Annotated in this window: 16 protein-coding genes; all 16 read left to right on the top strand. The window is 48.4% G+C overall.

Annotated features, from left to right (window positions below; translation table 11 throughout):
• Window position 1: 1 nt before the first annotated feature.
• The 16 genes from D328_RS0102775 (at window position 2) to fliF (ending at window position 19,064) form a co-directional block, all read left to right on the top strand.
• On the top strand, window positions 2-1,642 hold the full coding sequence (locus D328_RS0102775; protein WP_018883425.1) for a sensor domain-containing diguanylate cyclase: 1,641 nt from the start codon (window positions 2-4) through the stop codon (window positions 1,640-1,642).
• A gap of 317 nt (window positions 1,643-1,959) precedes the next feature.
• The gene (locus tag D328_RS0102770) at window positions 1,960-2,583 is read left to right on the top strand and encodes a copper amine oxidase N-terminal domain-containing protein (protein ID WP_018883424.1); all 624 of its coding nucleotides are present in this window, start codon (window positions 1,960-1,962) and stop codon (window positions 2,581-2,583) included.
• A 359-nt stretch (window positions 2,584-2,942) separates the two neighbouring features.
• Window positions 2,943-4,286, top strand: a complete 1,344-nt coding sequence (gene mgtE, locus D328_RS0102765; protein WP_018883423.1) for a magnesium transporter — start codon at window positions 2,943-2,945, stop codon at window positions 4,284-4,286.
• 37 nt (window positions 4,287-4,323) lie between these two features.
• On the top strand, window positions 4,324-5,394 hold the full coding sequence (locus D328_RS0102760; protein WP_018883422.1) for an AI-2E family transporter: 1,071 nt from the start codon (window positions 4,324-4,326) through the stop codon (window positions 5,392-5,394).
• Between the two features lie 280 nt (window positions 5,395-5,674).
• Entirely contained in the window at window positions 5,675-6,145 is a 471-nt protein-coding gene (locus D328_RS0102755; protein WP_026280976.1) for a MarR family winged helix-turn-helix transcriptional regulator, read from the top strand.
• A gap of 251 nt (window positions 6,146-6,396) precedes the next feature.
• Complete coding sequence (sucC, locus tag D328_RS0102750) at window positions 6,397-7,557, top strand: ADP-forming succinate--CoA ligase subunit beta (RefSeq protein WP_018883420.1); 1,161 nt, start codon at window positions 6,397-6,399, stop codon at window positions 7,555-7,557.
• 85 nt (window positions 7,558-7,642) lie between these two features.
• Window positions 7,643-8,572 (top strand): succinate--CoA ligase subunit alpha, encoded by a 930-nt coding sequence (gene sucD, locus D328_RS0102745; protein ID WP_018883419.1) that lies wholly within the window; start codon window positions 7,643-7,645, stop codon window positions 8,570-8,572.
• Window positions 8,573-8,770: 198 nt separating this feature from the next.
• Window positions 8,771-9,892 (top strand): DNA-processing protein DprA, encoded by a 1,122-nt coding sequence (gene dprA, locus D328_RS0102740; RefSeq protein ID WP_018883418.1) that lies wholly within the window; start codon window positions 8,771-8,773, stop codon window positions 9,890-9,892.
• 261 nt (window positions 9,893-10,153) lie between these two features.
• Window positions 10,154-12,256, top strand: a complete 2,103-nt coding sequence (gene topA / locus D328_RS0102735; protein ID WP_018883417.1) for a type I DNA topoisomerase — start codon at window positions 10,154-10,156, stop codon at window positions 12,254-12,256.
• A 48-nt stretch (window positions 12,257-12,304) separates the two neighbouring features.
• Complete coding sequence (gene trmFO, locus D328_RS0102730) at window positions 12,305-13,639, top strand: FADH(2)-oxidizing methylenetetrahydrofolate--tRNA-(uracil(54)-C(5))-methyltransferase TrmFO (RefSeq protein WP_018883416.1); 1,335 nt, start codon at window positions 12,305-12,307, stop codon at window positions 13,637-13,639.
• Window positions 13,640-13,671: 32 nt separating this feature from the next.
• Window positions 13,672-14,214: an ATP-dependent protease subunit HslV gene (hslV, locus tag D328_RS0102725; protein WP_018883415.1), complete on the top strand. Its 543-nt coding sequence runs from the start codon at window positions 13,672-13,674 to the stop codon at window positions 14,212-14,214.
• Window positions 14,215-14,282: 68 nt separating this feature from the next.
• Window positions 14,283-15,680 carry an ATP-dependent protease ATPase subunit HslU gene (hslU, locus tag D328_RS0102720; protein WP_018883414.1) on the top strand — a complete coding sequence of 466 codons (1,398 nt, stop codon included), beginning with the start codon at window positions 14,283-14,285 and terminating at the stop codon, window positions 15,678-15,680.
• 561 nt (window positions 15,681-16,241) lie between these two features.
• Window positions 16,242-16,652 (top strand): flagellar basal body rod protein FlgB, encoded by a 411-nt coding sequence (flgB, locus tag D328_RS0102715; protein ID WP_018883413.1) that lies wholly within the window; start codon window positions 16,242-16,244, stop codon window positions 16,650-16,652.
• A 2-nt stretch (window positions 16,653-16,654) separates the two neighbouring features.
• On the top strand, window positions 16,655-17,104 hold the full coding sequence (flgC, locus tag D328_RS0102710) for a flagellar basal body rod protein FlgC (RefSeq protein WP_018883412.1): 450 nt from the start codon (window positions 16,655-16,657) through the stop codon (window positions 17,102-17,104).
• A 37-nt stretch (window positions 17,105-17,141) separates the two neighbouring features.
• Window positions 17,142-17,453: a flagellar hook-basal body complex protein FliE gene (gene fliE / locus D328_RS0102705; RefSeq protein ID WP_018883411.1), complete on the top strand. Its 312-nt coding sequence runs from the start codon at window positions 17,142-17,144 to the stop codon at window positions 17,451-17,453.
• Between the two features lie 33 nt (window positions 17,454-17,486).
• Window positions 17,487-19,064: a flagellar basal-body MS-ring/collar protein FliF gene (gene fliF, locus D328_RS0102700; protein WP_018883410.1), complete on the top strand. Its 1,578-nt coding sequence runs from the start codon at window positions 17,487-17,489 to the stop codon at window positions 19,062-19,064.

Raw genomic sequence — 19,064 nt, 5'->3', positions numbered from 1 at the left:
GATGTCTTTTCGATTGAAGACGGTATTAATCATGACATTTGTGATCGTGTCCTTATTGCTGACAACCAGCCTGAGCTGGGTGCTGAACAAAAAATCCGCAGACACGGTCCGGACAGAGGTTGGTCAATCCCTGATGGGAATGGCCAACCATATGGCGGATAAACTGGATAATTTCATGTGGTCACGAAGTGGAGAAGTGGATCTACTGGGGAATCTGGTTGCTTCGCAGGGCAAGCCTGATCCAGATCAAGTCCGGAGCATGATTCATCAGCTTCAGACTAGCTTCCCTTCTTTCTCCTGGGTAGGCTTCACGGACCCGCAAGGTAAAGTGCTGGCTGCTACAGGACGTATATTGGAGGGGAAGAGTCTGGCTGAAAGGCCTGTCTATCTGGAAGGCATTAAGGGAAAGTTCATTGGAGACGTGCATGATGCAGTTCTTCTGGCATCCTTGCTGCCGAATCCGACCGGAGAGCCCTTGCAATTCGTAGATATCAGTATCCCGATTAAGGACAAAGAAGGAACGCTATATGGGGTGTTAGCGGCACATATGAGCTGGGCTTGGGCAGATGAGGTGCAGAAGACTGTGATGGAACCGGAGGCGGCGCGCAATGAGTCCGTGGAAATGTTCATCGTCAGCAAGAACGATCAGACCATCCTGCTTGGCCCAAGGTCCATGGTAGGTATGCCGCTCCAGCTGCCGAGCCTTGAGGCGACCAAGAGGGCTAAGGACGGCTGGGCTGTCGAGACGTGGCCAGACGGCAAGAGCTATCTCACGGGATATGCTTATGGGGATGGATATCTGGACTATCCGGGCTTGGGCTGGACTGTAGTGGTGCGTCAGCCAGAGCCGGAGGCTTTTTCCTCAGTTACCAGCCTCCTCCGCTTCAACCTGCTCGCAGGTGGAGCAGCTGTCTTGCTGTTCGCGCTTATTGGCTGGGTGCTTGCTGCCCGAATATCATTGCCTATTCGTACGCTGACTCGCCATGCCAACCGATTAAAGGAAGGGGAGATTCGTGAGATTCCCCAGACTGGTGGCTTTCAGGAGATCAGCACGTTGTCCCGTTCACTGCGGGAGATGGTAGAGGCTGTATCCAAGAAGGAGACAGAGCTTGGAATCATGCAGAACCTGGCTCATTCGGACCAGCTTACGGGGCTGCCGAACCGTATCGCATTGGAGAGCTATCTGGAGAAGGCAATCACTACTGTAGATGCTAACAGGCATACGTTAACCTTCCTATATATTGATCTGGATGGCTTCAAGCTTGTGAATGACACACGAGGGCATCAGACCGGAGATATTCTGCTGCAAAAGGTGGCTCAGCGACTTGTTGAGCTGCTGTCGGAAGGGGATATTGCGGTTCGTCTAGGTGGTGACGAGTTCCTGATTGTCATGCATACACCGCGCGATCATCAGTTTGAGAAGGCTGGACAGCTTGCGGAGCAGGTCATTGCTGCCATGAATCGGCCTTTCGTCATTGATTACCAGCAGGTTCACATCGGCTGCAGTATAGGCGGTGCCGTCTACCCTGATCATAGCCTGCAATTTGATGAGGTGCTGAATCTGGCGGATGAGGGATTGTACCGCTCCAAGCGTGCTGGCAAAAACACTGTATTTTTCTATGGTCGTGACTTTCAACTGTAGCTAGCGTGCTATTAGTATTCTGACTATGATCATCTCGAATAACTAATCTTGATTATAAGTATGCTGAACTTGATTATAAGTATGTTGAATAGGAAGGACTGTATATGTAGAGTATCTGCACTGGAGTTGGCAGATACTCTTTTTTTGTTGCACAAACGTATTCCAGAAGAACTTGCAGATTCAGTTGAAGAGTGTACTATTAGCTGAAATTGGTGTCAAAGGCTGTCGAATGGTAATTAAATTTTGAAAAACAGCACAGTTAATAGGACTATTGTGATAGGATGTAGGAAAAATATACTAGAAATGGAGAGTTGGTTATGATCAAACGCTGGTTGTCCGCTTCAATGGTTCTAGTTCTGCTACTAATGGTGAGCTCTACTGCCTCTGCTCATCCGGGAAGAACAGATAGTAAGGGAGGACACTATTGCCGAACGAATTGTGCCAAGTGGGGGCTTGAAGACGGGGAGTATCACAAACATAACGGTGGAAGCAGTTCGGGATCTGGCAAGAGCTCTAGCTCAGATTCGAAGTCCAAGTCCTCCTCAAGCACCCAAAAGAGCACAGCCTCATCTACTCCGACCTATAAGAGTTCTGACCTACAAGTGTATGTGGATGGTAGCAAGCTGAGCCTCACGAATCGTCCATTGCTTATCGAGCAGACTAATGTAGTGCCGCTCCGTGATATTGCGGACGCCATGAAAGCCACGCTGAGCTGGGATCAGCAAGCCGGGAAGGTTGAAGTGATTCGTGGAGAACACAAGCTGACTCTTCAGATCGGGAGCAAAACGGTGTACTACGGCGAGACGGCTGATACTGTGCAGGTAGCTCCCAAAGTCATCAATGGGGTAACGTATGTGCCTCTTCAGGTTGTAGCCAGAGGACTAGGGGCTCAGGTGGAATATATTAGCGCTGAGCAAAGATTCAATATAACCTTGAAGTAGAGCAAGATGACGCTTATAACAGCACGTAGATATGAAATCGACAAGGGAAACTCCGATCTGGGGTTTCCTTTTTTGTATAAATGCGTTGCGGTGATGCCGACTATAGAACTGATCTATAGTGAACCCCTGTGTCTAAACCTCGGAATTTATGGGTAATGGAAAAGCAAGAACGACCTAGAGGAATCAAGGTAGTCCAGAGAGGACAAGGTGGTTCAGAGTAATCAAAGGAGATCAAAATAGAAGAAAACAGATGGGGGAATATGTGAATAGTTCGAAGAGATAAGGATAAATCAAGAAAGATCAAGAAAGATCCATATAAATCTATATAAATCCAGAGAGTGTAAGAAAGAGGGGGTTATATGTCAAAAGCTATCTCAACGACAACTATTATCGAATTGATTCTGCAAGGAAATGAGTTCGAGCTGCAAGGCTTGATCGAAAAGCTGCATCCTTACGATGTAGGCCAATTGTATAGAGACCTGGTCCTGGATCACCAATTCAAGCTACTAAGCCAGATGACTGCAGAGCAAGTAGCAGCCCTGATCCCGGAACTGGAGCCGGAGGAGCAGTCCGAGGCATTCGGGTTAATGGACCCGGAGCAGCAGATGCTGGTCGTCGCAGCTATGGAAGATGATGACCTTACTTATATGCTGGATGCCCTGAATACAGAAGAGAAGCATAAGCTATTGTCTACTCTGGAGGCTGAGTATTCGGCAGTCATTAGGCGAAGAATGAATTATCCTCCTGAGACAGCTGGACGAATGATGACGAGTAGATATCTGGCCGTACCGATTCATTCGAGTGTACAAGCAATCGTTGGACAACTAAAAGCAATGCTGCCTGTCCTTGAAAGTGTGAGCTATGTCTACGTCGTGGACAAGAACGAAGGACTGCTCGGTGTCTGCTCCTATCGTGATCTCTTGTTAGCCGAGCCAGATGATCTTGTAGAGAACTTCATGAATACGGAAGTTATTACGATTGCGGCGGATATGGATCAGGAGGAGGCGGCGCGTACGATTCGCAAGTATGATCTCTTAGCGCTGCCTGTAGTGGATGAGCAGCACAGGATATGCGGCATTATCACCATTGATGATGCTGTAGATGTAGTCGTGCGGGAGGCAGATGAGGATATTGGACGTTTGTCAGGCTCAGGTAAGGAGATCGGCCTTCATACCCCGGCACTTACAGCTTCCCTCAGGCGCTTACCTTGGCTGGTGCTGCTGCTCTTCATTGGCCTGGTATCAGGCAGCATTATTGCCGGGTTCGAAGATACTCTAACCCAGGTCGTGGCGTTGGCCTTTTTTATGCCCATGATTGCAGGAATGACGGGAAATACAGGTACGCAATCTCTTGCGGTGATTGTACGAGGGCTTGCCTCCGAGCGATTGAATCGGCGCAAGCTCTGGAAGCTGCTCCTGCGTGAGCTGCAAGTGGGTGTTACCATTGGAGCCTGCTGCGGAGTGTTGATTTTTCTCATTGCCTATCTATGGAGGGGAGATATGATGCTGGGTCTCGTCGTGGGAATTTCTCTGTTCCTGACATTGATCATCGGCACCATGTCGGGAACTGTGATTCCTTTGCTGCTGAACCGACTGAAGGTAGATCCTGCTGTAGCGTCAGGCCCGCTGATTACGACCATCAATGACATTCTCTCCTTGTTCATTTACTTTAGCATAGCTACCGCACTGCTAACTCTACTTTAGTAGAGGTCGAATTCATATCACTGGAGGAAGGTGTCCTATGCTTAAAGATGTATATTTGCGAAATGCGCTTCGTATTCTGCTAACCATGCTGATCCTGTATATGGCGAACAAGCTGAGCTTTCTATTCACTCCAGTATTCAGTGTGGCCTTTCTGATCCTTGCTCCGGTTGTCATAGCGGGTTTCTTCTATTATATATTGCGTCCGCTAATTCATTACATGGACAAGCTTCATATTCGCCGGATGATATCAGTATTGCTTATCTATCTTTTTGCAGCTGTTGCCAGTGCAGTCTTCATGATCTGGATCTGGCCGTCCCTGCAAGAGCAGGCCGTCAGCTTTGCGGAGAATGCCCCGGATATGATCCAAAATGCAAGAATCGCTCTGGAGGAGCTGCGGCGGCATCCATTCTGGGCAGGAGTGATCCCCGAGCAATCAGATTTGCTGAATCGGGTATCCGAATTTTTGGATCATTTTATCAACCTAGCTATTAATTCGATTTCAAATTGGATGACGACGATCACGAATATTGTGCTGGTTGTATCAACAGTTCCTATCGTACTGTATTACATGCTTAAGGAAGGGGAGAAATTCAGAACCGGGCTCGGGAATCTGGTTCCGCACCATTATCGTAGTGATGTCCAAATCATGCTGCATGATATTGACAAGGCTTTAGGTGGATTCATTATGGGGCGCTTCATCGTGACCTTTCTCATGAGCATACTAATCTATGCGGGCTTTCTCATCATTGATCAGCCCTACCCACTTCTGATGACACTTATCTCAGCTATCTTTAATTTTATCCCATATTTCGGACCGATCATATCCACGATTCCGATTGTGATTGTCGCCTTCATTGACTCCCCCGTGACGGCGCTATGGTCATTAGTCATCATTATTGTGGCACAGCAGATTGAGAGCAATGTGTTCTCACCAGTTGTATACGGGAAAAGTATGGATCTTCATCCGCTTAGTGCGGTGCTTGTCAGCATTGCAGGTGTTAAGGTTGGCGGATTCTGGGGTCTGCTGCTGGCCATTCCTGTATATATGGTAGTCAAAGTGCTGCTGCGTCGTGCCTATAGTGTAATGATGCTCAAACGACTGGAATAGTGCTTGGCAGGTTGCGGTCTTATGCTGACTACGAGCGCATGAATCGTGCAGCATAGGGCCATATTATGGGCACACGGCGAACGAAATGTGATGTAGTGTATTTTTGCAGCCAAGATTAGTGCACAGAGGTTGCTGAATACACACATAACTTTGTATTGGGCCGATGATACATATATAATTGTGGTAAATAATATTGAACATAATTTAAATTGTTGTCAATTTATATGCTTTAGAGATGAATTTGTGTTAAAATAGAGCAAGAAAGTAGGTGAACAACGTGATTGAAATCAATCGTCCAGAAGAGGCTTTGAAGCTTGAGAATCAGCTCTGCTTTGCCATATATGCGTGTTCGCGCGAGATAACCAAGCTGTATCAGCCTTACTTGGAGCAGCTTGGCGTTACTTATTCACAGTATCTCGTCCTGATGGTGCTGTGGGAGAAAGGGACTTCAACGGTCAAGGAGCTTGGCGATGCCCTGCATCTGGATTCCGGAACGCTCACTCCGCTGCTGAAGCGGCTACAGAGCTCTGGCTTGATCCACCGGGAACGCTCGCAACAGGATGAACGCAAAGTGATGATCAGCTTGACCGAGGAAGGGGATCAGCTGCGCTTGAAGGCTGCCTCTATCCCTGGAGCCATTCGTGGGAAGGTGTGCTTCTCGACTCAGCATTTTCAGTCTTTGCTAGAGGAATTTAATGATCTTTTGAAACGCGTTCATGCGTGTAATCTAGAGCCCAAAGAGCAAAGCTAGGCCCCTATGGAAGGGACTGTTCCAGCCGCAGAGGATTTTTGCAGCGGGGATAGTCCTTTTTGTATTCCATTTAAATTACATATAATTCCAAATATTCGATTTTAGGAATGATACCGATATAAAAATGCTGTGTATTTATGGATGCATTTTTAAGGAAAGCGTTTTAAAAACATGTTACAATGATGTGGGTTTATAGTCAGATTTTTTTGTAAACCGCCTTGTTGCAGTCATGTTGATAGGAGGATACTAGAATGAATATCCATGAATATCAAGGGAAAGAAGTGTTGAAGCAATACGGAGTTTCGGTACCGAACGGTAAGGTAGCATACACGGTGGAGGAGGCTGTAGCAGCAGCTGAGTCCCTTGGAAGCGCTGTTACTGTTGTAAAGGCACAAATCCATGCGGGTGGCCGCGGAAAAGCAGGCGGTGTAAAGGTCGCAAAGAATCTGGACGAAGTACGTACCTATGCATCAGAAATTCTGGGCAAGGTCCTGGTCACGCATCAGACAGGCCCAGAAGGGAAAGAAGTTAAGCGTCTTCTGATTGAAGAGGGCTGTGACATCCGCAAGGAGTATTACGTGGGTGTGGTAGTAGATCGTGCGACCGGACGTGTCGTTATGATGGCCTCTGAAGAAGGCGGAACAGAGATTGAAGAGGTAGCAGAAGCTACGCCAGAGAAGATCTTCAAGGAAGTGGTTGATCCGGCTGTCGGACTGCAGGTGTTCCAGGCGCGGAAGCTGGCATACAGCATCAATATTCCGAATGAGCTGGTGAACAAGGCTGCCCAATTCATGCTTGCTCTCTATGCGGCATTCATCGACAAGGATTGTTCGATTGCTGAGATTAATCCACTGGTAGTAACTGGCGACGGAAATGTAATGGCACTGGACGCCAAGCTGAACTTTGACTCCAATGCTCTTTATCGTCATAAGGATATCCAGGAGCTCCGGGATCTGGACGAAGAAGATGAGAGAGAAATTCAGGCTTCCAAGTTCGACCTCAGCTACATTGCGCTGGATGGCAACATTGGCTGTATGGTTAATGGTGCAGGACTTGCGATGGCTACTATGGATATTATTAAATATTACGGCGGTGAGCCCGCGAACTTCCTCGACGTAGGGGGCGGTGCGACAACCGAGAAGGTTACCGAGGCCTTCAAAATTATTTTGTCAGACCCTAGTGTGAAGGGGATTTTCGTTAATATTTTCGGTGGAATTATGCAGTGTGACGTCATTGCGAACGGTGTCGTGGAGGCTGCTAGACAAATCGGTCTTACTCGTCCTCTTGTTGTTCGTCTTGAAGGCACGAATGTCGATCTGGGCAAGAAAATCCTGTCGGAATCCGGTCTGAACATCGTATCGGCTGATTCCATGGCAGATGGTGCTCAGAAGATCGTTGCTCTTGTGAAGTAATTATGAATTGAGGATGCGTATTTGCATCCTTCATCAGCAATTGCATTCCAGATGGATGAATATAAAGATAGGGGATGTGAACAACGTGAGTATTTTGGTCGATAAGCATACCAAGGTGATTACGCAAGGGATTACAGGGAAGACGGCATTGTTCCATGCCAAAGGGGCGCTTGATTACGGTACCCAGATGGTCGGCGGAACCTCTCCAGGCAAGGGCGGTACGCAAGTAGAAATTACACTGGAGAATGGCAGCACAGTCAGTCTGCCGGTCTTCAATACGGTTGTTGAGGCCAAGGAAGCAACGGGCGCAACGGCAAGTGTTATTTATGTTCCCCCAGCATTTGCAGCGGATTCCATTATGGAGGCTGTGGATGCAGGGCTGGAGCTGGTGATCTGTATTACGGAAGGAATTCCGGTCGTGGACATGATCAAGGTTAGCCGCTTCATGGAAGGTAAGGATACCGTATTGATCGGCCCGAACTGTCCAGGTGTCATTACACCCGGCGAGTGCAAAATCGGTATCATGCCGGGCTATATCCACACACCAGGCCATGTCGGCGTAGTATCCCGTAGTGGAACACTGACGTACGAGGCTGTTCACCAGCTGACAACGCGTGGCATTGGCCAATCTTCTGCTGTGGGTATCGGTGGCGACCCTGTTAAAGGAACGGAGTTCATTGACGTACTGCGTCGCTTCAACGAGGACCCGAACACATATGCAGTAATTATGATTGGTGAAATCGGTGGTACAGCTGAGGAAGAAGCAGCAGAGTGGATTCAGGCGAACATGACGAAGCCAGTCGTGGGCTTCATTGGCGGCGTAACGGCGCCTCCAGGCAAGCGGATGGGACATGCGGGCGCCATCATCTCTGGAGGGAAAGGTACGGCCAAAGAGAAGATCGAGAAGCTTGAGTCCTGTGGAATCAAGGTTGCACCGACCCCATCCGAGATGGGCTCGACATTGGTCAGTGTATTGGAAGAGAAGGGTCTTCTCAGCCAATGCACGACACATTAAGGCAGCATAGCATTTTCATATTATCTGCATTATAATGTAGAACAAAGGTAAGCAACCTTTTTTGTCCCTGTACCGGGGAGAAAAAGGGTTGCTTTTTTTGTTGTGCATAAGGAATCGGATTGAAACGCTTGCAAAATAGTTGCGCATATCAAATAATAGGGAAGTGCTCTACTTCCCTGTAAGAGGAGAGAGCTACTGATGGAGGATAAATGGATATTAGTCGCCTTGGATGCCTTGGAAGGCGTAGGCCGCAAGACCATCTCTCGTTTGTTGAACAGTGGATGTGCTTTATCGGATACACTTTGGTTCGGGGAGAAGGAATGGATTGGGGCGGGTATGAAGCCTGAGCAGTCCCGTCGGGCGGTTGCTACCTTTAATAAAGCTTGGATTCTGGAGCGACAGCGCCAGATTCAAGAGGCAGGCATTCAGGTTATAACATTTCTTGATCAGGAATATCCGCAGATGCTAAGTGAGATTGCAGATCCGCCTTGGGTGCTGTATGCGTTGGGCAACACCGAGTTGCTTCATACTTTGGGAGTAGCCATGGTTGGTACCCGTGTACCTACGGCATACGGACGGAAGGTCGCTGAAGCGCTAGGCGCTGCACTGGCTTCTAATGGCATCACGATCATCAGTGGATTGGCGAAAGGGATCGATGGTATATGTCATGAAGCGGCATTGCAAGTCCAGGGACGTACAATTGCTGTGTTAGGAACGGCCATTGATGCGGTCTATCCTGCCGAGAATCATGGGCTTTACTGGAAGATTGCACGTACAGGACTGGTGATCTCCGAGTATCCGCCAGGTACCAAATCTCATCCAGGTCTGTTCCCGCAACGTAACCGGATTATCGCAGGGCTTTCGCGTGGGACGCTTGTTGTGGAGGCAGACGCACGAAGTGGCTCGCTGATTACGGCGGATTGCGCCTTGGAATCAGGTAGAGATGTATTTGCTGTCCCGGGACCAATAACTTCCCCGAAGAGTCGGGGCACGCTACAGCTGATCAAGCAAGGGGCGAAGCTTGTGACAGAGGCTGAGGACGTTATGGAGGAGTATACGGCTTCATTGGACAGAACAGCAGTGCCAGTCCAAGGTTCAGCTGCCTGCGCACAGTCTTCTAGTATGCTTGGTGCGGTCGATGGCCAGTTCAGTAGCGAGGAACAGCGAATTGTTGAACTGCTGGAACAAGGGGACCAGACATTAGATGAGTTGCTAACCATGACAGGCTGGGATTTTGGACTTTTACACTCAGTTCTGTTATCGTTAATCATAAAAAAACGCGTTCTTCAACTAGCAGGTGCTCGCTATCATTTGATTTAATGGGCAATATCTGCGACAATCCATAGTGAATTTCTTTAATATCAACGAAAAAGTAAAAATGAACATGAAAACGAAAAAACAATGTAAATTGAACCATAAATCTACGGCTTGTAGCGGAACTTACTATACCTGTGATGCATGATTGATCAGATAAACTGATCTTAACAGGGAGCGTGCGAAATAAGCCGCTTATGGGCAGATCCTATTCTGTCTATGTGTGAAGTAGAGAGTAACGGTTGCATTTGAGAGGAGGATGGGCCTGTGGCGGATTCACTCGTCATTGTGGAATCGCCTTCCAAGGCGAAGACAATCGGCAAGTACCTGGGCAGCAAATTCATAGTAAAGGCATCTATGGGGCATGTGCGGGATTTGCCCAAAAGCCAGATCGGCGTAGAGGTCGAAAATGATTTCAATCCCAAGTATATTACCATTCGCGGGAAGGGCTCGGTTCTGAAGGAATTAAAGGATGCCCGCAAGAAAGTAAAAAAAGTATATCTGGCGGCTGACCCCGATCGCGAAGGGGAAGCGATTGCCTGGCATTTAGCTCATGCTTTGGAGCTGGATGGTACTGAGGAATGTCGGGTAGTGTTCAATGAGATTACGAAGCAGGCGGTCAAGGATGCCTTCAAGACACCACGCAAGATCAATATGGACCTTGTGAACGCACAGCAAGCCAGACGTATTCTGGATCGACTTGTGGGCTACAAGATTAGTCCTCTATTGTGGAAGAAGGTTAAGAAGGGTCTATCAGCTGGGCGTGTACAGTCAGTAGCTGTGAAGATTATTCTGGACCGTGAGAATGAAATCAGTGACTTCGTGCCTGAAGAATACTGGACGATAACAGCCAAGCTTGCGATCAAGGGCAGCACCTTTGAAGCCAAATTTCACAAGCTGAACGGTGAGAAAACAGAGCTCGGCAGTGAAGCGGATGTTCAAAAGGTGCTGGCAGCCATCGGCAATGATGAATTCACTGTCGCCAGTGTGAAGGAGAAGGAACGTCTCCGTAATCCTTCGCCTCCATTCACGACAAGCTCTCTCCAACAAGAAGCTGCTCGGAAGCTGAATTTCCGGGCGTCGAAGACGATGTCTGTAGCTCAGCAGTTGTATGAGGGTGTGGATCTGGGCAAAGAAGGAACGGTCGGTCTGATTACTTACATGCGTACCGACTCCACTCGTGTAGCTGCATCCGCACAGGAAGAGGCCAAGGAGTATATCGTTGGTCAATATGGGGATGCTTTTGTGCCGGAGACTCCTCGCCAGTATGCCAAGAAGTCAGCCAATGCGCAGGATGCGCATGAAGCCATCAGGCCTACCTCGATGCTGCGTGATCCCGATACAATGAAGCCTTTCCTGAGTAGAGACCAACTGCGGCTATATAAGCTGATCTGGGAACGTTTCATGGCAAGCCAAATGTCATCAGCAATTATGGATACCCTCTCTGTGGATATCACAGCGGGCGATACCGTGTTCCGTGCCAATGGCTCCAAGGTTCGGTTCCCAGGCTTCATGAAGGTCTACGTTGAGGGTAACGACGACGGTAAGACTGAGGAGGACAAACTGCTGCCTCCGCTCCAGACAGGAGATGCGTTGAAGCGTGAGGGCATTGAGCCGAAGCAGCACTTCACGCAGCCGCCGCCCCGTTATACGGAGGCCAGACTAGTAAAGACTCTGGAGGAGCTGGGAATTGGGAGACCGAGTACCTATGCACCGACACTGGAGACGATCCAGAAGCGTGGATATGTAGCGATCGAAGAGAAGAAATTCGTCCCTACGGAACTGGGTGAACTGGTCATTGAGCAGATGGAGCAATTCTTCCCTGAAATTCTGAATGTAGAGTTCACCGCGAACATGGAAGGGGATCTGGACCATGTTGAGGAAGGGGCCGAGGATTGGGTAAAGGTCCTGAATGACTTTTACAAGTCCTTTGAGAAGCGGCTTGAGGTTGCTGAAGAAGAGATGGCAGAGATTGAGATTGAGGATGAAGTATCCGATGAGGTCTGCGACAAATGTGGCAAGCCGATGGTCTACAAGCTGGGGCGTTTTGGCAAATTCCTCGCCTGCTCAGGATTTCCGGATTGTCGAAATACGAAGCCGATTGTGAAGGATATAGGCGTTACTTGTCCTTCCTGCAAAACGGGGCATGTAGTGGAGCGTCGGAGCAAGAAGGGGAGAATTTTCTACGGCTGTGACCGCTATCCTGAATGTGATTTTGTATCCTGGGATCGTCCTTCGACAAAGCCATGTCCTGTATGCAGCAGCATGATGGTGGAGAAGCGCAGTAAACAAGGTACCAAGCTGCAATGTACATCCTGCGACCATGTCGAGATGGTGGAAGAAAGCGATGAGGCTGCGGAAAATTCTTGAGAGCATGAAGCAGCGATGTGAAAATGGAAAGTGTAGGGGGATTATCAAGTGAGTGAATTACAGAAGGTCACTGTGATTGGCGCCGGTCTGGCCGGAAGTGAGGCTGCTTGGCAGATTGCCAGTCGCGGTGTACCTGTTCGATTATATGAGATGAGACCGGTCGTGAAGACGCCGGCGCATCATACGGATAAATTCGCTGAGTTGGTCTGTAGTAATTCATTGCGGGCTAATGGCTTGAGTAACGCAGTCGGCGTGCTCAAGGAAGAGATGAGAATGTTAGATTCACTCATACTGAATGCGGCTGATCGACATGCAGTTCCTGCGGGTGGAGCGCTTGCCGTAGATCGGGACGGCTTCTCTGGAGAGATTACCTCCAGACTACACGAGCATCCACTTGTGGAGGTTGTTCAGGAGGAACTGCAGGAGCTTCCGCAGGATGGCATTGTGGTCGTAGCGACAGGCCCACTGACCTCCCCGGCCCTATCTGAGCAGATCAAGAAGCTGACAGGCGAGGAATATTTCTATTTCTATGATGCAGCTGCACCAATTATCGAGAAGGATTCTATCGATATGAGCAAGGTGTATTTGGCTTCCCGCTATGATAAAGGAGAAGCCGCGTATCTGAACTGTCCGATGAACGAGGCTGAATTCGATGCATTCTATGATGCACTTATCACTGCCGAAGTTGCACAACTGAAGGAGTTCGAGAAGGAAATCTATTTTGAGGGCTGCATGCCAATCGAGGTTATGATGAAGCGCGGGAAGCAGACGGCTTTATTCGGCCCGATGAAGCCGGTAGGACTGATGAACCCGCATACGGGGACGTTGCCGCATGCGGTTGTCCAGTTGCGTCAGGACAATGCGGCAGGTACGTTATACAATCTGGTCGGATTCCAGACGCATCTGAAGTGGGGTGAGCAGAAGCGGGTCTTCTCTATGATTCCGGGTCTGGAAAATGCTGAATTCGTCAGATATGGCGTAATGCATCGCAATACATTTATTAACTCACCGAAGCAGCTTGAGCCGACTTATCAGTTCAAGGGCCGTAGCACCTTGTTCTTCGCAGGACAAATGACAGGCGTAGAGGGCTATGTCGAGTCAGCTGCATCAGGTCTGATCGCTGGCATGAATGCAGCGCGTGCAGCCTTGGGTCAAGAGCTGCTGGTGCTGCCAGCAGATACCACACTGGGCAGTATGGCTCGTTATATCACGACGGCAGACTTCAAGCATTTTCAACCTATGAATGCTAACTTTGGATTGTTGCCTAAGCTGGAGACACGCATCCGTAACAAAAAGGAAAAAAATGAAGCTCTCGCTCAGCGTGCGCTGGATTCCTTGCGTCGGTACATGACAGAGTCAGATGTCATACCTGCTGGGCAGTAAGCATAAGGTTACTTTCAGGGAGGAGGCAGGACATGGAGATGTCTTTTCACGCAACTACGATTTGCGCAGTCATGCATAATGGTAAGGGAGCTATTGCTGGTGACGGGCAGGTAACCTTCGGCAACAATGTCGTGATGAAGCAGACCGCGAAAAAGGTTCGCAGACTGTATAGAGGTCAAGTGATTGCTGGCTTTGCTGGCTCGGTCGCTGATGCGATCACGCTATTCGAGAAGTTCGAGGGCAAGCTGGAGGAGCATCATGGCAATCTTCAGAGAGCAGCGGTAGAGCTGGCCAAGGATTGGCGTCAGGACCGCATACTGCGCAAGCTAGAAGCACTCATGATTGTGATGGATCGTACAGGAATGCTGCTCATCTCTGGTGGCGGCGAGATCATCGAGCCAGATGATCATATTTTGGCGATAGGCTCTGGCGGCAACTTTGCTCTGGCAGCAGCGCGTGCGCTGAAGCGTCATCCAGCTGGTCTGGAAGCGAAGGATATTGCTAAGGAAGCTCTTCAAGTCGCATCTGAGATTTGCGTATATACGAATGATAATATTATCGTGGAAGAGCTGTGACGATGGCGCTCACGACACCGCTCTCCATACTGATAAACGGATTCAGTAATCTGGTTGGAGGAATGTAAATGAAAAATCAGGCGTTAACCCCCAGAGAGATTGTAGCTGAGCTGGATAAGTATATTGTGGGTCAAAAGGATGCCAAGAAATCAGTAGCGGTTGCTCTGCGCAACCGCTATCGGCGTAGTCGATTGCCTGAGAGTGTCCGTGATGAGATTGTACCTAAGAACATTCTCATGATCGGTCCAACAGGGGTCGGCAAGACAGAGATTGCACGCAGACTCGCCAAATTGGTTGGTGCCCCCTTCGTCAAGATTGAGGCTACCAAATTCACTGAGGTTGGCTATGTCGGCAGAGATGTCGAATCCATGATTCGTGACCTGATGGAGACCTCGATCCGGATTGTGAGAGGTGAGCGTACAGAGCGGGTCAAAGATAAAGCCGAGGAACTGGCCAATGATCGTATTGTGAGTATCCTTGTGCCGTCTGCACGCTCCTCCCGTTCCCAACGCAATCCGTTTGAAATGCTGTTCGGCAACAATGATAACAACGACAAGGAAGAGGATGAGCAACAGGATTCCTCTGTTACTGAGAAACGACGCCAGGTTAAGTTCAATTTGTTGGCTGGTAACTTGGAGAATGACCTGATCGAGATTGATGTTGAGGATAACGCACCCAATATGTTCGACATGTTTGCTGGACAAGGCAATGAGCAGATGGGCATGAATATGCAAGAGATGTTCGGCAACCTTCTGCCGAAGCGTACGAAGAAACGCAAGCTGACCGTCAAGGAAGCACGCAAGGTGCTTATTCAGGAAGAGGCTGGCAAGCTGATCGATATGGATGACGTCATTCAGGACTCCATACAGCGTGTTGAACAATCGGGAATCATATTCATCGATGAGATCGACAAAATTGCCGCTCGCGGTCAAGGAAGCGGTCCTGATGTGTCCAGAGAAGGGGTGCAGCGGGATATCCTTCCTATCGTTGAAGGGTCCACTATTATGACCAAATATGGACCTGTCAAAACGGACTACATTCTGTTCATCGCAGCAGGAGCCTTCCATGTCTCCAAGCCATCCGATCTGATTCCCGAGCTTCAAGGGCGTTTCCCAATCCGGGTGGAGCTAAGCAGCCTTACGCTGGATGAATTCGTGTCTATTTTGACCGAGCCCCAAAATGCACTGACCAAGCAATATGTAGAACTGCTCCGTACCGAAGATATTGAGGTGGAGTTCTCTGAGGATGCTATTCGTGAAATTGCCAAGATAGCGGAATCCGTGAATAAAAATACGGAAAACATCGGTGCTCGCAGACTTCATACTATTTTGGAAAAGCTGCTGGAGGATCTGTCCTTCGAGGCGCCTGAGCTTACCCTGGAGCGTATGATCATCACACCGGAATATGTAAAAGAGAAGCTGGGGACGATCGCCGAGGATCGGGATCTTAGCCAGTATATTTTATAGATAAAGCATTTATACATTTTCAAGCGGAACTGAACAATTCGATTTCGACTGCATCAAGTACAACATTTACTGAAATCGACATGTCATAGTCGTAGGATGTCGAATCCTTTCGCTTCTGCTGGATGCAAAAATAGGGACAACGGCTGCCGTTGTCCCTATTTTGCGTTCAGAAAAGCTAGTTAAGGCCGATAACAAGCCAATGGTGCAACTTGCAATTTTTGAAACCGCTATGAATGGCCCAATTCTGTGATAGGAAATAGGACCTTATAAAAGGATATAATACTGTAAAGTTACTCGGGTATAGACGTATAAAATGAAAGAAATTACAAAAAAATACACCTCAAGCCCGCTTTTTCTGAAAAGATAGGGCTTTTTTCTTATTGTAATTAGGTCCAAACTCTACGAAACTTAGAATATACGACAGCAGAAGAGATATTTCTACTTAAGACCTAAGTCTTGGTGTGTAAAAATGTAGTTCTTTTGTCGAAAAAGGAGATTTTCGGCGATTAAATGCTGAAAATCACCTGAATAAGACAGTTAGACAGCGGAGAGGAGGTACTTATGAATTTACTCGGCGGAGTAACCTTCAACAGGCTTGAAGCAGGGCTGCAAGCCGCCAACGTAAGGCAAAGAGCGCTCGCAAACAACATTGCAAACGTGGATACGCCTTATTTCAAACGAGCAGAAGTGCAGTTTGAAAGCATGCTAAGCGAGCAGGTTGAAGGAGAGATGCCGCAGCTCGTTGGCCGGGTGACGGATCGCCGGCATTTTCGTATAGGTCCTGTAAATTTCGTACCGGAATCCGTTGTTACTATAGACCCATATTCCACCATGAATAATAACTTTAACAACGTGGATGTGGATCGGGAAATGAGTCTCATGGCTGAAAATCAGCTACGCTACAATGCTTATATCCAGCAAGTCAATGACCGCATTAAAATGGTCCGAACCGCCATTGAAGGGAGAACCTAAGGATGAAGATTAGCAACAGCTTTGATATCAGCTCCTCAGCGCTTACCGCTCAGCGTCTGCGCATGGATGTAATCTCAAGTAACATTGCCAACGCTGAAACGACACGTGCACAGGTAGTTAACGGACAAGCAGTTCCATACCGCCGAAAAGTAGTGGTGCTGGAGCCGAATCAAGCGAGCTTTGCCGAAACGATGAGAAACCAGATGGAAGGCAAGGCGAACACGCCAGGTGTTAAAGTGGCCCAGATTCGAAATGATGAATCCCCGCTGAAGCCGGTATATAATCCATCACATCCTGATGCAGATGCCAGCGGTTATGTATATATGCCTAACGTAGACATTATGAAAGAAATGGTAGACATGATCTCAGCTACTAGATCTTATGAGGCCAATGTAACGGCTCTGAATGCCACGAAGGCCATGATTACCAAAGCTTTGGAAATCGGGAAATAAGAGCGATTCTACAATTCATTAAGGAGGACTGCAAGAAATGATTCAGAACACCATGTTTAACATCCCGGTACCCATTGCTCCTAGTACAGACATAGCTGGAAAAGGAAATAAGACCTCTCCATCTGAGGCGATGCAGGATTTTGGGGCGTATCTGAAAAATGCTCTGGAAGAAGTCAATCAGCAGGAACAAAACTCTCAGGAAATGTCAAACAAGTTTTTGACCGGGCAGGTTGATATTGATCAAGTAATGATTGCTTCCCAAGAAGCTTTGCTGTCCTTACAGTTCACAACCCAGGTTCGAAACAAGGCGATTGAAGCATATCAAGAAATAATGCGAACGCAGATTTAATAGATCTAGCAAAGTTTCGGATGGGGTGACACAGTGAACGAGAGACTTGCCCAATATCGTGACAAAGTATCCGGTATTTGGAATAACTTTAGTAACAAACAAAAAATATTATTGATCTCGACCTTAGCGATTATCATCGTCGCACTCAGCGTACTGACCGTGCAGTTTACCAAGACGGAGTATGAGGTTGCATTTCAGGAATTGAATGCTAACGATGCGGCCGCAGTTATGCAGTATCTGGACTCAGCAAGCATTCCATATCAGCTCAGCGCCAGCGGTACGACGATCAGTGTGCCGACTGCACAAGCAGCTCAGGCCAAAGTGGGAGTGGGGTCCCAAGGTCTTATTCAGAATGGCTCTATTGGAATGAGCGCATTTGATCAATCCACCAATGCCATCGGGATGACCGAGAATGAGTTCGATGTGAAGTATAACAACGCACTCAATGGCGAGGTTCAGCAATTGCTGAGCCGGATGGAAGGGGTCAAGAGCGCCAAGGCCATTATTAATCTTCCAAAGGAAAACATCTTTGCAGGACTTGAGGAGGCTGATAAGGCTTCCGCATCGGTAGTCATGGACTTCCAACCAGGCTTCCGGCCAAGTCAGCAGGCGATTGACGGCTACTTTAACCTGGTGAAGACGGCAGTTCCGAATCTTCCAGTAGAGAATATTACGATTACGAACAACGAATATGAACTGATTCCTACTATTAAAGGTGGACAAGGTGGTATCTCCAGCGGCGTGCAGGAGAACATGGCCTTGCAGAAGAAGTTCGAGAATGACGTAAAGCTCAAGGTTGAGCAATTCCTCTCCGAGATCGCTGGGGATCGCAAGATCAAGGTACTGGTAGCCTCCAAGCTGAGCTTCGACAAGGTGAGCTCCAAGGAGCAGCTGGTCACACCAGTCGATCAGGATCGAATGAAGGGCATCGAGATCAGTGTTCAGGACATTCAGGAGAGCTTCTCTGGGTCCAGCGGAAACACTGGCGGTGTTGCTGGAACTGGTGAACAGGATGTACCTGGTTATCCAGGTGGTGATACCTCCGGCAACAGTGAGTCGGAGAAAAGTCAAAGCACGATTAACTACGAGGTTAACCGGATTGCAAGAGATATTATCTCTAGCCCTTATACGGTCAAGGATCTGACGATTAACGTTTCAGTTGAGACGCCAGAGGGTGCGCAAGTAGACCCTAATATATCCGGGCCAATCAATACCATTCTGACCAATATTGTCAGAGCTTCATTGGCGGATTCAGGAACTGAGTTTACAGAGCAACAATTGACTCAGAAAGTATCAGTAGTTCCTCAGTATGTTCCTGCAGCTGCAACGAATGCTAACTTCTTGTCCCTGTCCAATCCATGGTTATGGGGGATTGGTGCCGCGGTTCTCGCACTTGTAGCGGGCGCAATCATCATGATTGTCAGAAACCGTCGCAAGCAAGAGGAAGAGCTTGAGGACGAATTGTCGCTGCCAACACCTGCGGAATTCCCGTCCATTAATCTGGAAAGTGTGACTAGTGAAAGTCAAGTACGCAAACAGCTCGAAAGTTTGGCTAAGAAAAAGCCGGATGAATTCGTCAATCTGCTGCGTACGTGGCTGGCTGACGAATAG

Origin of the sequence: Paenibacillus massiliensis 2301065 = DSM 16942, from assembly GCF_000377505.1 — a bacterium.
In the GTDB taxonomy this organism is placed as follows: Bacteria; Bacillota; Bacilli; order Paenibacillales; family Paenibacillaceae; genus Paenibacillus; species Paenibacillus massiliensis.
The sequence above is the reverse complement of the archived record's forward strand: the minus strand, read 5'-3'. Positions and strand labels throughout refer to the sequence as shown.

Excerpts from the sequence above, each read along its gene's own strand:
- D328_RS0102775 (WP_018883425.1), top strand. The coding sequence starts at position 2 with ATGTCTTTTCGATTGAAGACGGTATTAATCATGACATTTGTGATCGTG.
- D328_RS0102770 (WP_018883424.1), top strand. The coding sequence starts at position 1,960 with ATGATCAAACGCTGGTTGTCCGCTTCAATGGTTCTAGTTCTGCTACTA.
- mgtE (WP_018883423.1), top strand. The coding sequence starts at position 2,943 with ATGTCAAAAGCTATCTCAACGACAACTATTATCGAATTGATTCTGCAA.
- D328_RS0102760 (WP_018883422.1), top strand. The coding sequence starts at position 4,324 with ATGCTTAAAGATGTATATTTGCGAAATGCGCTTCGTATTCTGCTAACC.
- sucC (WP_018883420.1), top strand. The coding sequence starts at position 6,397 with ATGAATATCCATGAATATCAAGGGAAAGAAGTGTTGAAGCAATACGGA.
- dprA (WP_018883418.1), top strand. The coding sequence starts at position 8,771 with ATGGAGGATAAATGGATATTAGTCGCCTTGGATGCCTTGGAAGGCGTA.
- hslV (WP_018883415.1), top strand. The coding sequence starts at position 13,672 with ATGGAGATGTCTTTTCACGCAACTACGATTTGCGCAGTCATGCATAAT.
- hslU (WP_018883414.1), top strand. The coding sequence starts at position 14,283 with ATGAAAAATCAGGCGTTAACCCCCAGAGAGATTGTAGCTGAGCTGGAT.
- flgB (WP_018883413.1), top strand. The coding sequence starts at position 16,242 with ATGAATTTACTCGGCGGAGTAACCTTCAACAGGCTTGAAGCAGGGCTG.
- flgC (WP_018883412.1), top strand. The coding sequence starts at position 16,655 with ATGAAGATTAGCAACAGCTTTGATATCAGCTCCTCAGCGCTTACCGCT.
- fliE (WP_018883411.1), top strand. The coding sequence starts at position 17,142 with ATGATTCAGAACACCATGTTTAACATCCCGGTACCCATTGCTCCTAGT.